The sequence below is a fragment of the Nonomuraea sp. NPDC048826 genome (genome assembly GCF_043198225.1).
Taxonomy (GTDB): domain Bacteria; phylum Actinomycetota; class Actinomycetes; order Streptosporangiales; family Streptosporangiaceae; genus Nonomuraea.
On sequence record NZ_JBICUQ010000001.1, the window covers coordinates 501,534 to 515,421 of the forward strand.

Sequence of the window (13,888 nt, forward strand, 5' to 3'; positions counted from 1 at the left end):
AGGGTGAAGGCTGGGCGTGGTGGGGTGGTTAAACCGGGGCTGGCGTGCGACATTCCCAGGTATGGGCAGGGATGTGCCGAGTGTCGTGTTCAGCCGGGAAGACCGGCGGAAGTACCGCGAGAAGGTGCGCCGGTGTCTCGACGTCTTCGCGCAGTTGCTCCGCGAGTCGAAGTTCGAGGACGACCGGCCGCTCGCCGGCCTGGAGATCGAGCTCAACATCGTCGACGGCGAGGGCGTGGCGTGCATGCGCAACGCCGAGGTGCTCGCCGCCATCGCGCGGCCCGACTGGGCCACCGAACTGGGTCAGTTCAACATCGAGATCAACATCGAACCGCAGGAGCTGACCGGCGACGGGGCCCGCCGCCTGGAGGACGACGTGCGCGCCCGGCTCAACCACGCCGAGGAACGCGCCAGGTCCGAGGGCTCCCACCTCATGCTGGTCGGCATCCTGCCCACCCTGCGCGAGCAGGACATCGGCGAGGGGACGCTCTCCGCCAACCCCCGCTACCGGCTGCTCAACGAGCAGATCTTCGCCGCGAGGGGCGAGGACCTGCACCTGGAGATCGAGGGCGTCGAGCGGCTCGACACGCACGCCGACAGCATCACCCCCGAGGCCGCCTGCACCAGTGTCCAGCTGCACCTCCAGGTCAGCCCGCCGCAGTTCGCCGCGCACTGGAACGCCGCCCAGGCCATCGCCGGCCCCCAGGTCGCCGTCGCCGCGAACTCCCCGTACCTGTTCGGCAAGGAGCTGCACCGCGAGACCAGGATCGCGCTCTTCGAACAGGCCACCGACACCCGCCCGGCCGAGCTGAAGGCGCAGGGGGTGCGCCCCCGGGTGTGGTTCGGCGAGCGGTGGATCACCAGCGTCTTCGACCTGTTCGAGGAGAACGTCCGTTACTACCCGGCACTCCTGCCGCTCTGCGAGGACGAGGACCCGCGGGACGAGCTGGCGCACGGGCGCATCCCCCAGCTGCACGAGCTGACCCTGCACAACGGCACCGTCTACCGGTGGAACCGCCCCGTGTACGCGGTCGTCGGCGGCAAGCCGCACCTGCGCGTGGAGAACCGGGTGCTGCCGGCCGGCCCGTCCGTGCTCGACATCACGGCCAACGCCGCCTTCTACTACGGGCTGATGAGCGTCCTGCCGCACGCGGAACGCCCGATCTGGAGCCAGATGTCGTTCGCCGCCGCCGAGGAGAACCTCTACAGCGCCGCCCGCCACGGCCTGGAGGCGCGGCTCTACTGGCCGGGGCTCGGCGAGGTGCAGGCGGACGAGCTGATCCTGCGCCGCCTGCTGCCGATGGCGTACGAGGGGCTGGACCGGTGGGGCGTGGACCGGGAGGTCTCCGGCCGCCTGCTGGGCGTCATCGAGGGCCGCTGCCTGACCGGCCGCACGGGAGCGACCTGGCAGGTCGACAAGGTACGGGCGATCGGCGGCGACCGTCACCGGGCGCTGCGCGCGATGACGCTGGAGTATCTCGCCCGAATGCACGCGAATGAGCCGGTGCACACGTGGGAAGTCTGAGGCGTGTGACACCTCCTCCCGTCGTGCGCCTCCTGCTCGCCGTCCTGCTCCTGGTCCCGGCCGCCGCCTGCGGGCTGATCGAGGTCCCCTCCAGAGATCGGCGCGGGCTCGACACGTTCGAGGACGACGTGTGGGGGGCCAGGACACTGTCGGAGGAGTTCTGGAAGCAGCAGTTCGCGGCGTCCGGGGCGGCCTATCGCCCCGTCAACGCGTTCATCCCCTATGCCGGGACGAACGGGCCGAGCTGCGGAGGGCAGCCCTCCGTGCCGAACAACGCCTTCTACTGCTCGGCCGGCCACTTCATCGCCTATGACGAGGAGTGGATGCGGATGCTGTGGGACCGGATGGGCGACGGCTCCGTCTACCTGATCATCCCGCACGAGTTCGGCCACGCCGTGCAGGCCCAGCTCGGCACCTCCTTCCGGCTCAACGTGCAGATGGAGCTCCAGGCCGACTGCTACGCGGGCGGCACGCTGCGCGCCCTGATCGACTCGGGGGCGCTCACCGCCGAGCCCGGTGACGAGGACGAACTGCTGCTCAACCTGGCCGCCGCCGGCGACCCGACCGACGACTGGCTCGACCCGGCGGCCCACGGCACGGCCGAGCAACGCCAGCGGTCGTTCGCCGCCGGCTACACGCGTGGGGTGAGCGCCTGCTGAGCTGAGCCGCACCCCCGGGACAGCCGGCTGAGCCGCACTCCCAGGGATGTAGGCGCGTGTCCATCCCCAGGATGATGCGACTGATCTTGTCCACGGCATAGCGTTGGCCCATGCCATTGGAGGAGATCGGCTGGCTGCGCAGGGGGGCCTGCAAGTCCAGCGACCCGGAGCTCTTCTTCCCCCTCGCCCCCTCACCCGTCCAGGAGGCGCGCGCCAAAGCCGTCTGCGCCACCTGCCAGGTCCTCACCGAGTGCCGCTCCTACGCGCTGAAGGCGGGCGAGGCCGACGGCATCTGGGGCGGCCTCACGCCCGACGAACGCCGCCGCTCCCGCTTCCCCGCGGCCTCCTGACCCGGGTCACCTCACCCCGCGACACGAGAGATCGTGAGCCCGGCTAGCCTTCAAGGGTGCTGCTTCGCTCGATCGCCGTGCTGACGGCGGCCAACGTGCTCAACAACCGGGTCGCCCCACGGCTCGGCCCGCTCACGTCCGCCGCGGCCACGGCGGCGCTGGTGGCGATGGCCCGCAGGTCGGGGGTGACGTGGGAGGAGCTCGGCTTCGAGCACGGACGCCGCGGAGCGGCCATCGGCGGTGCCCTGGTCGCCGGCGTGGTCGTGGTCTACACCGTCGGCATCAACCTCCCCCGTACCCGCCCGTTCTTCCGCGACGAGCGGGCGCTCTCGCTCAGCCGCGCCCGCGTCCTGGAGGAGGCCCTGCTCCAGGTCCCGGTCGGCACCGTCCTGCTGGAGGAGGTCGGGTTCCGCGGAGCGCTCCACGCCCTGCTGCGCCGCGACCACGGGCAGGCCGCCGCCACCGCGGTGTCGTCGGCGCTGTTCGGGCTCTGGCACATCCTGCCGGCCGTCGACATGGCACGCGCCAACCCGGCGCTGGGCGCCGTCGTCGCCGGCGAGTCGCCGCAGCGGCTCGACACGGCGCGGGTCGTGGCGGGCAGCGTGCTCTCCACGGCCGCCGCCGGCGTGCTGTTCACCGAGCTGCGGCGCCGGGGCGGGCTGCTGGCCCCCGCGATGCTGCACCTGGCGACCAACTCGCTGGGCTACCTCTTCGCCCGGCTCGCCGCGCAGGCCGAGCCGGTCGGAGCCACCACGGCCACGGCCGCGAACGACACGAAGCGGGAGGTCTCCCTCTGATGGCGACGCGCGAACGGGAGATCACCGAGCCGGTCGACCTCTGCCTGCCCGACGGGCGGCTCAACCCCGCCGCCGTGGGCTGGACCCGCCGGCCGCTCCACCGGGCCAACCTGCGCGGCTGGGGCCGCACCAAACGCTGGGAGTACTGGGGCGTCGTCACCCCGTCCCACATCGTCGGCGTGGTGGCGTCCTCGCTCGACTACGCGGGCGTGCACGGCCTCTACGTGCTCGACCGCGCGACCGGCGCCGAGGTGGGCAAGGACGTCGTGGCGCCGTTCGCCCGTGGCACGGTCATGCCCGACCGCAGCGGCGCGGGCACCGCCCTCGCCACGGGCGGCGGCGGGCTGTCCATCCAGATCACCCAGACCCCGGGCGGCACCTCGCTGCGCGCCCGCGCCGAAGGCATCGAGCTCGACCTGGAGATGCCGCTGCGCGAGGGTCACGAGTCGCTCGGCGTGGTGGTGCCGTGGAGCCCCCGGCGCTTCCAGTACACGGTCAAGGACCTCGGCCGGCCGGTCCACGGCAAGCTCGTGCTCGACTCCGTCCCGTACGAGGTGCGCGAGGAAGACTCGTTCGCCGTGCTCGACCACGGGCGGGGGCGCTGGCCCTACTCGATCGTCTGGAACTGGGCGGCGGGCTGCGGGCCCGGCAAGGCGATCCAGCTCGGCGGGCGCTGGACGGCCGGCACCGGTTCGACGGAGAACGCCCTGTTCATCGGCGGGCGGCTGCACAAGATCGGCGAGGAGCTGGCGTGGAGCTACGACCGCGCCGACTGGATGCGGCCGTGGCGGATCACCGGCCCCCGGGTGCAGGTGGAGTTCACGCCGTTCCACGAGCGGGTGGCCCGCACCGAGCTGGGGGTGGTGGGCTCGGAGACCCACCAGTGCTTCGGCCACTTCACCGGCCGCGCCCAGGCCGACGACGGCACGTGGGTGGAGCTCGACGGCCTGACCGGCTGGGCTGAGGAGGCTCGGCAGCGCTGGTGACGTTTCCCCCGGCGGTGGGGGTGGGTTCCGCCCGGGGATGAAGATCCTTCACCTCGTGGCTCCGGCCTGCGCATCTTCTCTTGACCTCTGCTTTAAGGTCGCCTCTGCGCCTCAACGTAGTCGTATCGACACGTTGAGTACGTATATCAAGATCACAAACTGTGATATACGCTGGAGGTTCGGAGGTGGTGTTCCATGCGAACGGTCATCGACATCGACAAGGAGCTCGTGCAGGCGGTCCAGGAGAGGCTGGGCACGAGCAGCATGAAGGAGACGGTCCACTCGGCCCTGCGGTCGGTGCTCGAACGGGACGAGGAGAGGGCGGAAGCGATCGAGGCGTTCGAGTTCTGGCGGACGGAGGGGAGCCCGGATCTGCTGAATCCGGAGGTCATGAAGCACGCGTGGCGGCGACAGGAGTGATCTACCTGCTCGACACGAGCGCGCTGGCCCGCATCAGGACCAGCGAGGTCGTCGCCAAGGCGCTGCATCCGCTCTACGCGGCTCGTGTCGTGGCCACCTGCGACATCATCGACCTCGAGGTCGGCTACAGCGCGCGTAACCACGCCCACTACAAGCGCATCATCCGCGCCCAGCATCAGGTGATCAGGCTGTCGGCGGGGCAGGACGTCTGGGCGCGCGCCCGCGAGGTTCAACTGGAGCTGATCAAGTCCTCCCAGCATCGCGGCGTCAGCCCGCCGGACCTGCTCATCGCCGCCTGTGCCGAGGTGTACGGCGCGACGGTGCTGCACTACGACCGCGACTACGACCGGATCGCCGAGGTCACGGGGCAGCCGTCGCTGTGGGTGGTGCCGCCCGGCTCGGTGCCGTAGCCGGGCGAAGGCCGGTGGACCGGTCTACGCGGTTTCGACGACCTGGAAGCCCTCGGCGTAGTGCCCGTCGGGGAAGCCCGCCTGGCGGGCCCAGGCGGCCAGGCGGCTCTTGACCGTCTCCAGGAGCCCCTCGGCGTGGCCCACCTGGCTGGCGTGCGCCCGCAGCGCCGCCAGCTTGCGGTCGATCGCCGGGGTGATGTCCACCCAGTGGTTCCTGGTGGGCCCGCCCATGAGCCACACCTCGCGCACCGTCCACGCCTCCAGGCCGTCCTCCTCCAGCAGGTCGGGGAAGGCGTACGGGTTGCGCGCGTCGGGGTAGACGGCGTCCAGGGCGGCGCCGCCGACGGCCCGGTGGTCCGGGTGGCTGGGGGCGATGAACTGGTAGTTGCGCTCCGGGTGATGGGTGATCACCAGGTCGGGCCGTACCTGCCTGAGGGTGCGGGCGATCTCCTTGCGCAGCTCCAGCGAGGGCACCACGGTCCCGTCGGGACGGCCGAGGAAGCGCACGTCGGTCACGCCGACGCACTTGGCCGCCGCGGCCTGCTCGGCGCGGCGCAGCTCGGCCATGCCGGCGTGGTCCAGGGCGCGGTCGTTGCCGCCGGCGTCGCCGTCGGTGACCAGCAGGTAGGTCACCTCCACGCCCTGGTCGGCGAAGAGCGCCACGCTGCCTGCCGCGCCGAAGTCGGCGTCGTCCGGGTGGGCGGTCACGACGAGGACCCTGGTGATCTCGCTCTCCGGCAGCATGGCTCCCCTTTCGCGGCGTCTGTCCGGCACAACGGGAGTTCGCTCCGGGGCATTCCGGGCCCCGTTTGTCGGTGGGGGGTCTTAACCTAGGTGGGTGCCCACCCAAGTCTCTGTTGACCACCCCTTGCTCGACGGCCTCAACCCTCAGCAGCGCGAGGCCGTGCTCCACCACGGCAGCCCGCTGCTGATCGTCGCAGGCGCCGGGTCCGGAAAGACGCGGGTGCTCACCCACCGCATCGCCTACCTCCTGGCCGAGCGTGACGTCCACCCGGGCGAGATCCTGGCCATCACGTTCACCAACAAGGCCGCGCGGGAGATGAAGGAGCGCATCGACAAGCTCGTCGGGCCGCGCTCGCGGGCGATGTGGGTGATGACCTTCCACAGCGCGTGCATGCGCATCCTGCGCCGCGAGGCCAAGCGGCTCGGCTTCCCGTCCAGCTTCTCCATCTACGACCAGGCCGACTCCCAGCGCCTCATGGCCATGGTCTGCCGCGAGATGGACCTCGACCCCAAGCGCTATCCGCCCCGGTCGTTCTCCGCCCAGGTCAGCAACTTCAAGAACGAGCTGATCGACTACGAGACCGCGATCGAGCGGGCCGGCTCCCATCTGGAGAAGACGCTGGCCCAGGCCTACAAGAGCTACCAGCTCAAGCTCACCGAGGCCGGCGCGATGGACTTCGACGACATCATCATGAACACGGTGACGCTCTTCCAGCTCTTCCCCGAGGTGGCCGAGCACTACCGGATGCGGTTCCGCCACGTCCTCGTCGACGAGTACCAAGACACCAACCACGCGCAATACATCCTGATCCGCGAGCTGGTGGGCTTCCCCGAGCTGCGCACCGCCGACGGCGACCAGGTGCGCTCCGGCACCGACCAGTCGGAGCTCTGCGTGGTCGGCGACGCCGACCAGTCGATCTACGCCTTCCGCGGCGCGACGATCCGCAACATCCTGGAGTTCGAGCGCGACTACCCCGACGCCCGCACCATCCTGCTGGAGCAGAACTACCGCTCCACCCAGAACATCCTGGCCGCCGCCAACGCGGTCATCTCCCGCAACGAGTCGCGCAAGCCGAAGAACCTCTGGTCCGACCAGGGCGACGGGCCCAAGATCGTGGGCTACGTCGCCGACAACGAGCACGACGAGGCCGTGTTCGTGGCGCAGGAGGTCGACCGGCTGGCCGACGAGGAAGAGGTCAGGCCGGGCGACGTCGCGGTCTTCTACCGCACCAACGCGGCCTCCCGGGTGTTCGAGGAGATCTTCATCCGCACCGGCCTGCCCTACAAGGTCGTCGGCGGGGTGCGCTTCTACGAGCGCAAGGAGGTCAAGGACCTGCTGGCCTACCTCCGGGTGCTGGCCAACCCGTTCGACGTGGTGTCGCTGCGCCGCATTCTCAACGTGCCCAAGCGCGGCATCGGCGACCGGGCCGAGGCGATGGTCGAGGCGTTCGCCGCGCGTGAGCGCATCCCGTTCTGGGAGGGGCTGCGGCGGGCCGACGAGGCGCCGGGCATGGCCACCCGCTCGCTCAACGCGATCAGGGAGTTCGTCGCGATGATCGAGGAGCTGATCGCCAAGGGCGAGGGCATGCCGCCGTCCGCGCTGGCCGAGGAGGTGCTGGTGGCCACCGGCTACCGCGCCGAGCTGGAGGCGTCGGAGGACCCGCAGGACGAGTCCCGCCTGGAGAACCTCCAGGAGCTGGTCTCGGTGGCGAGCGAGTTCGAGGAGGCCAACCCCGAGGGCACGCTCGTGGAGTTCCTGGAGCAGGTGTCGCTGGTGGCCGACGCCGACCAGATCCCCGAGCAGGACGGCGGCCAGGGCGTGGTGACGCTGATGACGCTCCACACCGCCAAGGGCCTGGAGTTCCCGGTGGTGTTCCTGACCGCCATGGAAGACGGCGTCTTCCCGCACATCCGCTCCATCGGCGAGCCGAAGGAGCTGGAGGAGGAGCGCCGGCTGGCCTACGTCGGCATCACCCGGGCCCAGCAGCGCCTCTACCTGACGCGGGCCGCGGTGCGCAGCTCGTGGGGCGCGCCGTCGTTCAACCCGGCCTCACGGTTCGTCAACGAGGTGCCGGCCAAGCTGGTCGAGTGGCGCACCGACCCCGACAAGTCCGCGTGGAGCGCCGCCACCCGCCGCGAGCCGGCCCCGGCCGCGGCCCCGAAGAAGACCGGCGGCCGGGTCGTCCCGTCGCTGACGCCGGGCGACCGGGTCACCCACGACGCCTTCGGGCTCGGCACCGTGGTAGCGGTCGACGGCGTGGCCGAGAAGACCAAGGTCAAGATCGACTTCGGCTCGGGCGGCGAGAAGACGCTCCTGCTGGCGTACGCGCCGTTGGAGAAGCTCTGATCGCGCGTAGGGAGAGGCTCTGGTCCCGCGTAGGGAGAGGCGCTGATCCCGAAAGGCGCTGATCCCGTCTGCTGAGCGTGACCCCGTCTACGGAGAGGCGGTGATCCTGTACGGGCGCGGCCCGTACAGGATCGTCAGCCGGGGGTGTCAGCTCTGGGCGGTGGCGGTGCGCAGGGCGCTGCCCTTCTTCCACTGGGTCCAGTTGAGCTGCCAGTAGCTCCAGCCGTTGTTCCACTGGAGCTTGCGCTTGGTGCCGACGATCTTGACGACGTCACCGCGCTGGGCGATCTGATAGAACCACTTGGCCCCGGCCGGGGTGGCGCGGACGCAGCCGTGGCTCTGGTTGGAGCGGCCGAGATACTGGTAGTCGCCGTAGCTCTGGTGGACGTACTCGCCGCTGTCGGAGATGCGGACCGCCCAGGGAATCTGCTCCTTGTAGTAGCGCGGGTCCTTCGGGTCGGTCACCCCCATCCACGACGACGTCATGGTCTCCACGGCCTTCTTGCCCATGGTCAGGTGGACGCCGCTGGTGGTCAGGTAGACGTCGACGCCGTTCCTGATCATGCCGCCCCGGCCGGCGCTGATCGGGATCTTCTTGGCCAGCCTGCCGTTGCGGTAGACCTTCATCACGTGCTTGCGGGTGTCGACCAGCGACACGTGCTTGGGCCCGACGGCGAAGCGGCGGCTGACGTTCTTGGCCTTCTGGTTTCCGGGGATCTCGTTGAGCAGGGCCTTGAACATCACCTTCTGGTAGGGCTGCCAGTAGGTCTTGGTGCGGTAGATGACCTTGCGCGGCGACACCCACCGCCAGGCGCCCTCGACCGGCTTCTCCGGCTCCACCCGGAGCACGGACTCGACCGCGGCCTTGTCGGGCACGTCGCGGTCGAAAGTGACGATGATGGGGAAGCCGACTCCCACCTTCTCCGTCTTCTCTCCCATGGGAGTGATGTCGGCGATGCCTATCTTGAACTTCTTCTGCGGCTTCGTGATGGTCCGCGCCGCCTGTGCCGCTGATGCCGCCTGCGCCGCCTGGGGCTGCACGGCCTGCTGGGCGACGGCCTGCCTCGGGACGGGGGCGCCCTCCGCCGCGCAGGCCACCGCGGTCGCCAGCGCGGCGGCGGCGAGAATCCGGGGGAGAAGATTCACGGGTCGTACTCCTGAGCTATGGTTCTCCGCTTTACGCGGCCGTACGTGTGACAACTGGGACACGTGTTTCGACGGCCGGTTGGCTGTCACGATGTTGTAACGGTCCAACGAAGCGGGCAGCCGCGCCCCCTCAGGAGAACGCGGCCGCAGTACGGTACCCGGCCGTGACCAGCGACGCCGCGAAGGCGACGGCGGTCACGGCCGGGCCGGGGCCGGCCGTTACAGGCCGACCTTCACGCCGTTCAGCATCTCGATGTGGTCGAGGGTCTCCTCGCCGCCCTCCTTCGGCTTGGTCGTGGTGTCGCTCGTGGACGGCGCCTTGATCGTGACCTTGGTGCCCCAGCCGGTGTACCGGGTGTCGACGCTCAGCGTCTCGGTCTTCTTCGGCTTGCCGTCGATGACGCCCAGCGGGTACGTGGTGACCAGGCGCGTGGGCAGGCCCTTGGCGTCGACGCTCAGCCGCCACTTGATCTCGGTCCTGAGCACCTTGGCCGGGTAGCGCTCCAGCATGACCGTGGCGCGGAACCAGGGAGAGACCTTGCGGACCTGGGCCACGGTGATCTTGCCGGAGTAGCCGCCCCGGGTGGCCTTGGCGTTCTTCAGCATGGCCCGGAGGGTGGCCGGCTCGGCGACGTTCAGCGGCTGCCCGGTGACGCCGGTGACGCCGCCCGTCGGGCCGTTCGGCAGCTTGAACCAGGTCTTGTCCTCGGGCAGCACCAGGGACCAGATGCCGCCCGACAGGTAGGAGGTCCCGCCCACCCAGATGGTGCGCTCGGGGATGACCAGGCCCTTGGCCAGCTCGGGAGCATCCTCGCCGACGTCGCTGGCCTTCAGGTTGAGCTTGCCGGTGATGTCGGACCCGGCCACGCCGCCCTTGCGGAACCCGATCGTGCCGCTGCGGCGGACCATGATGTCGTGGAAGAGCGGGGTGCTGATGGTGGTGCGCTCGGTGAACTTGACGCCCTTGCCCGCGACCAGCTGCTTCTTCACGGAGACGAGCGGGTTCTCGGGCGCGGCCTGGGCCTGCGCGGGGACGGCCGTCACGAAGGTCGCGGCCGACGCCAACGCCAGACCGGCGATCAAACGCTTCATGCGAATCTCGATTCGTGGAGGGGGAGGTGAACATGGAGCGGCCAGGCGTCGGTGGATTGCCGGAACCTGCCTTTCTTCCGGGCACGCCGGAAGAGTGCGGTGGCCGAACTCCGCCCCGCCGAAGTGAACAGGCGAGGTCGTGCGCCCGGGCCGGCCGGGAAATGGCGACGCGCCATTCCCCGGCCCTGAGCACCGGGGTATTACGCCTCTCGCGTACGGGAGAGGAAAAGGGAAACTAGCGGCCCTGGCCCAGCGAGCTGAGCGCGTTGTCCGGGATCTCGGCCGGCACGTCGGTCTCGGTCATCTGGTCGAGCAGGTCGGCGCTGTCGATCCACTGCGACTCAGGCGGGGCGACGACCTTCACCCGGGCGCCCCAGCCCGTGTAGCGGCTCTCGGCGACCGAGCGGCTGGCGCCCAGGATGCCGTAGTCAAGCGTCCAGTCGCTCACCACGCGGGTCACCACGCCCTTGCGGTCGGTGTCGATCAAATAGTTGACCTTGACCTTGCCCAGCGGACCCGAGAGCCGATCGCCATGGAGCGCGGCCAGCTTCTTGACGGTGATGGCGCCCCGGTAGTCACCCCTGACGACCTTGGCGCCGGCGATCAGGCTTTTGAGCACCTTCGGGTTGAAGATGTCGACGACCTGGTTGCTCTGGTAGGCGGACACGCCCTCGTAGCGGACCCATTTCTTGCCCTCGGGCAGCACATCGCCCCAGATGCCGCCCTGCACGTAGGTGTGGCCGCCCACGCTGATCGAGCGCGTGGCGGCGGCCGACGTGGGCGTGAGGTCCTTCTGCGACTTGTAGCGGTTGCGCAGGTCGGCGCCGATCACTCCCGACTTGCCGAACTCCAGCTTTCCTGTCGTCCGGAAGACGGTGGCGGCCTTTCCGTCGGTGTAAGTACGCACCGTTTCGGAAACGCGCACTCCGTGACCGGGGGAGAATTGCTTCTTGAGCGTCTTGACCGGGTCGACCGCCGTGGCCTGCGCTGGCGCCACCGTAACCAGCGTCGCCGCGGTGGCCAGTGCCAATCCGGCGATGATTCGTCTCATCGTGATCCTCGGTAAAAGAGTAAGGATCACGCATCCTGCCAATCGAAGATCACGAAGAAATCTCAATGAGTGGACATATCCCGCCTAAACGGTGCACATTTCGTGCAGAGGGGCGCTGCCGGAGTGAGATCACCGTCACATCCAGGCACAACCGCGACCCAGTGACCTGGAAGGGTCGACGCTGGGGCTAGGCTTCACTGGCGGAAACGCCCGGCACGTACGTACGGGGTGGCCCGGGCCGTCGAACATTCAGTCGGAGAAGCAAGGACGGACCCTCGTGGACCTGTTCGAACATCAGGCGAAGGAGCTCTTCGCCGACTACGGCATCCCGGTGCCACGCGGCATCGTCGCCCACACCGTGGAGGAAGCACGCGCGGCCGCCGAGGAGCTCACCGGCCGCGTCGTCGTCAAGGCGCAGGTCAAGACCGGCGGGCGCGGCAAGGCGGGCGGCGTCAAGGTCGCCGACGACGTCGCCGACGCCGTGGAGAAGGCCCAGGCCATCCTGGGCATGGACATCAAGGGCCACACGGTGCACAAGGTGCTCGTGGAGGAGGCCAGCGCGATCGCGGAGGAGTACTACTTCTCCTTCCTGCTCGACCGCGCCAACCGCACCTTCCTGGCCATCTGCTCCGCCGCGGGCGGCATGGACATCGAGGAGGTCGCCCACGCGACCCCCGAGAAGGTCGCCAAGATCCCCGTCTCGCCGCTGACCGGCGTCGACCGCGCCACGGCCCGCGAGATCGCGCTCGCCGGCGGCCTGCCGGAGAAGGCGCTCGACGGCGCCGCCGAGCTCATCGAGAAGCTCTGGTGCGCGTTCGTCGACGAGGACGCCAGCCTGGTCGAGGTCAACCCGATGATCCTGGCCGCCGACGGCCAGGTGAAGGCCCTCGACGGCAAGGTCACGCTCGACGACAACGCCTCCTTCCGCCAGCCCGACCACGAGGCCTTCGTCGACCAGTCCGCCGAGGACCCGCTGGAGGCCGCGGCCAAGGCCAAGGACCTCAACTACGTCAAGCTCGACGGCGCGGTCGGCATCATCGGCAACGGCGCCGGCCTGGTCATGTCCACGCTCGACGTGGTCGCCTACGCGGGCGAGTCGTTCCCCGGCAAGCCGGCCCCGGCCAACTTCCTCGACATCGGCGGCGGCGCGTCCGCCGAGGTCATGGCGGCCGGTCTGGAGATCATCATGTCCGACCCGTCGGTCAAGTCGATCTTCGTGAACGTGTTCGGCGGCATCACCGCCTGCGACGCCGTGGCCAACGGCATCGTCTCGGCGTTCAAGCTGCTGGAGAGCCGCGGCGAGTCGGTCAGCCACCCGCTGGTGGTCCGCCTCGACGGCAACAACGCCCAGCTCGGGCGGCAGATCCTGGCCGACGCCGCGCTCCCGCGCGTCGAGCTGGTCGACACGATGGACGACGCGGCCAAGCGGGCCGCCGAGCTCGCTGCGGTAGGTGCGTGACACATGGCTATCTGGCTGACGGAAAACAGCAAGATCATCGTTCAGGGCATGACCGGCTCGGAGGGCACCAAGCACACCCGCCGCATGCTCGCCGCCGGTTCCCGCATCGTGGGCGGCGTCAACGCCCGCAAGGCGGGCACCACCCACGAGGGCCTGCCCGTGTTCGGCACGGTCAAGGAGGCGATGGAGAAGACCCGGGCCGACGTGTCCGTCGTCTTCGTGCCCCCGGCGTTCACCAAGGACGCCGTCAAGGAGGCCGTCGACGCCGAGATCCCGCTCTGCGTGGTGATCACCGAGGGCGTGCCGGTCCACGACACCACCGAGTTCTGGGCGTACGCGGTCGAGAAGGGCAACAAGACCCGCATCATCGGCCCCAACTGCCCGGGCATCGCCTCGCCCGGCGCGTCCAACGCCGGCATCATCCCCGCCGACATCACCACCGCGGGCCGCATCGGCCTGGTGTCCAAGTCCGGCACGCTGACCTACCAGCTCATGTACGAGCTGCGCGACTTCGGTTTCTCCACCGCGGTCGGCATCGGCGGCGACCCGGTCATCGGCACCACGCACATCGACTGCCTCCAGGCGTTCCAGGACGACCCCGGCACCGACGCGATCGTGATGATCGGCGAGATCGGCGGCGACGCCGAGGAGCGTGCGGCCGCCTACATCGAGCAGCACGTCACCAAGCCGGTCGTCGCCTACGTCGCGGGCTTCACCGCGCCCGAGGGCAAGACCATGGGCCACGCCGGCGCCATCGTGTCCGGCTCCGCCGGCACCGCCCAGGCCAAGAAAGAGGCCCTGGAGAAGGTCGGCGTCCGGGTCGGCAAGACGCCGTCCGAGACCGCCCGCCTCATGCGGGAGATCATGCAGTCCCGCTGACGGCTTCCGTGCGAAGGCCCCGC

14 protein-coding genes are annotated in these 13,888 nt (G+C 69.8%); 10 read left to right on the forward strand and 4 right to left on the reverse strand.

What is annotated here, in order from left to right; genetic code table 11:
* Positions 1 to 61 precede the first annotated feature (61 nt).
* The 7 genes from ACGFI7_RS02670 to ACGFI7_RS02700 all read left to right on the forward strand — a co-directional run bounded on the left by ACGFI7_RS02670 (position 62) and on the right by ACGFI7_RS02700 (position 5,147).
* Positions 62 to 1,525: a glutamate--cysteine ligase gene (locus tag ACGFI7_RS02670; RefSeq protein WP_393398275.1), complete on the forward strand. Its 1,464-nt coding sequence runs from the start codon at positions 62 to 64 to the stop codon at positions 1,523 to 1,525.
* Positions 1,526 to 1,530: 5 nt separating this feature from the next.
* Positions 1,531 to 2,184 (forward strand): neutral zinc metallopeptidase, encoded by a 654-nt coding sequence (locus ACGFI7_RS02675; RefSeq protein WP_393398277.1) that lies wholly within the window; start codon positions 1,531 to 1,533, stop codon positions 2,182 to 2,184.
* Positions 2,185 to 2,294: 110 nt separating this feature from the next.
* Positions 2,295 to 2,534 carry a WhiB family transcriptional regulator gene (locus ACGFI7_RS02680; protein ID WP_393398279.1) on the forward strand — a complete coding sequence of 80 codons (240 nt, stop codon included), beginning with the start codon at positions 2,295 to 2,297 and terminating at the stop codon, positions 2,532 to 2,534.
* 56 nt (positions 2,535 to 2,590) lie between these two features.
* Entirely contained in the window at positions 2,591 to 3,331 is a 741-nt protein-coding gene (locus ACGFI7_RS02685) for a CPBP family intramembrane glutamic endopeptidase (RefSeq protein ID WP_393398281.1), read from the forward strand.
* Positions 3,331 to 4,317 carry a DUF2804 domain-containing protein gene (locus tag ACGFI7_RS02690; RefSeq protein WP_393398283.1) on the forward strand — a complete coding sequence of 329 codons (987 nt, stop codon included), beginning with the start codon at positions 3,331 to 3,333 and terminating at the stop codon, positions 4,315 to 4,317. Before ACGFI7_RS02685 ends, ACGFI7_RS02690 begins: the two co-directional genes overlap by 1 nt.
* 195 nt (positions 4,318 to 4,512) lie before the next feature.
* The gene (locus ACGFI7_RS02695) at positions 4,513 to 4,737 is read left to right on the forward strand and encodes a type II toxin-antitoxin system VapB family antitoxin (protein ID WP_393398285.1); all 225 of its coding nucleotides are present in this window, start codon (positions 4,513 to 4,515) and stop codon (positions 4,735 to 4,737) included.
* Positions 4,719 to 5,147: a PIN domain nuclease gene (locus tag ACGFI7_RS02700; RefSeq protein WP_393398287.1), complete on the forward strand. Its 429-nt coding sequence runs from the start codon at positions 4,719 to 4,721 to the stop codon at positions 5,145 to 5,147. Before ACGFI7_RS02695 ends, ACGFI7_RS02700 begins: the two co-directional genes overlap by 19 nt.
* Positions 5,148 to 5,171: 24 nt before the next feature.
* Here ACGFI7_RS02700 and ACGFI7_RS02705 read toward each other — a convergent pair whose 3' ends face one another.
* Positions 5,172 to 5,891, reverse strand: a complete 720-nt coding sequence (locus tag ACGFI7_RS02705; RefSeq protein WP_393398289.1) for a PIG-L deacetylase family protein — start codon at positions 5,889 to 5,891, stop codon at positions 5,172 to 5,174.
* Between the two features lie 124 nt (positions 5,892 to 6,015).
* Here ACGFI7_RS02705 and pcrA point away from each other — a divergent pair, with 124 nt between their 5' ends.
* Entirely contained in the window at positions 6,016 to 8,238 is a 2,223-nt protein-coding gene (gene pcrA / locus ACGFI7_RS02710) for a DNA helicase PcrA (protein WP_393399588.1), read from the forward strand.
* Between the two features lie 147 nt (positions 8,239 to 8,385).
* On the opposite strand, the gene ACGFI7_RS02715 is transcribed toward pcrA, so the two are convergent.
* From ACGFI7_RS02715 to ACGFI7_RS02725, 3 genes are all read right to left on the reverse strand, one after another.
* Complete coding sequence (locus ACGFI7_RS02715; protein WP_393398291.1) at positions 8,386 to 9,384, reverse strand: L,D-transpeptidase; 999 nt, start codon at positions 9,382 to 9,384, stop codon at positions 8,386 to 8,388.
* Between the two features lie 219 nt (positions 9,385 to 9,603).
* A complete protein-coding gene (locus ACGFI7_RS02720; protein ID WP_393398293.1) occupies positions 9,604 to 10,476 on the reverse strand; it encodes a hypothetical protein in 873 nt (290 codons plus the stop codon).
* Positions 10,477 to 10,711: 235 nt separating this feature from the next.
* Positions 10,712 to 11,527 (reverse strand): hypothetical protein, encoded by an 816-nt coding sequence (locus tag ACGFI7_RS02725; RefSeq protein WP_393398295.1) that lies wholly within the window; start codon positions 11,525 to 11,527, stop codon positions 10,712 to 10,714.
* A gap of 277 nt (positions 11,528 to 11,804) precedes the next feature.
* Here ACGFI7_RS02725 and sucC point away from each other — a divergent pair, with 277 nt between their 5' ends.
* A complete protein-coding gene (sucC, locus tag ACGFI7_RS02730) occupies positions 11,805 to 12,986 on the forward strand; it encodes an ADP-forming succinate--CoA ligase subunit beta (RefSeq protein ID WP_393398297.1) in 1,182 nt (393 codons plus the stop codon).
* Between the two features lie 3 nt (positions 12,987 to 12,989).
* Positions 12,990 to 13,865, forward strand: coding sequence for a succinate--CoA ligase subunit alpha (gene sucD / locus ACGFI7_RS02735; protein WP_393398299.1), 876 nt, complete (start codon positions 12,990 to 12,992; stop codon positions 13,863 to 13,865).
* The last annotated feature ends 23 nt before the right edge of the window (positions 13,866 to 13,888 follow it).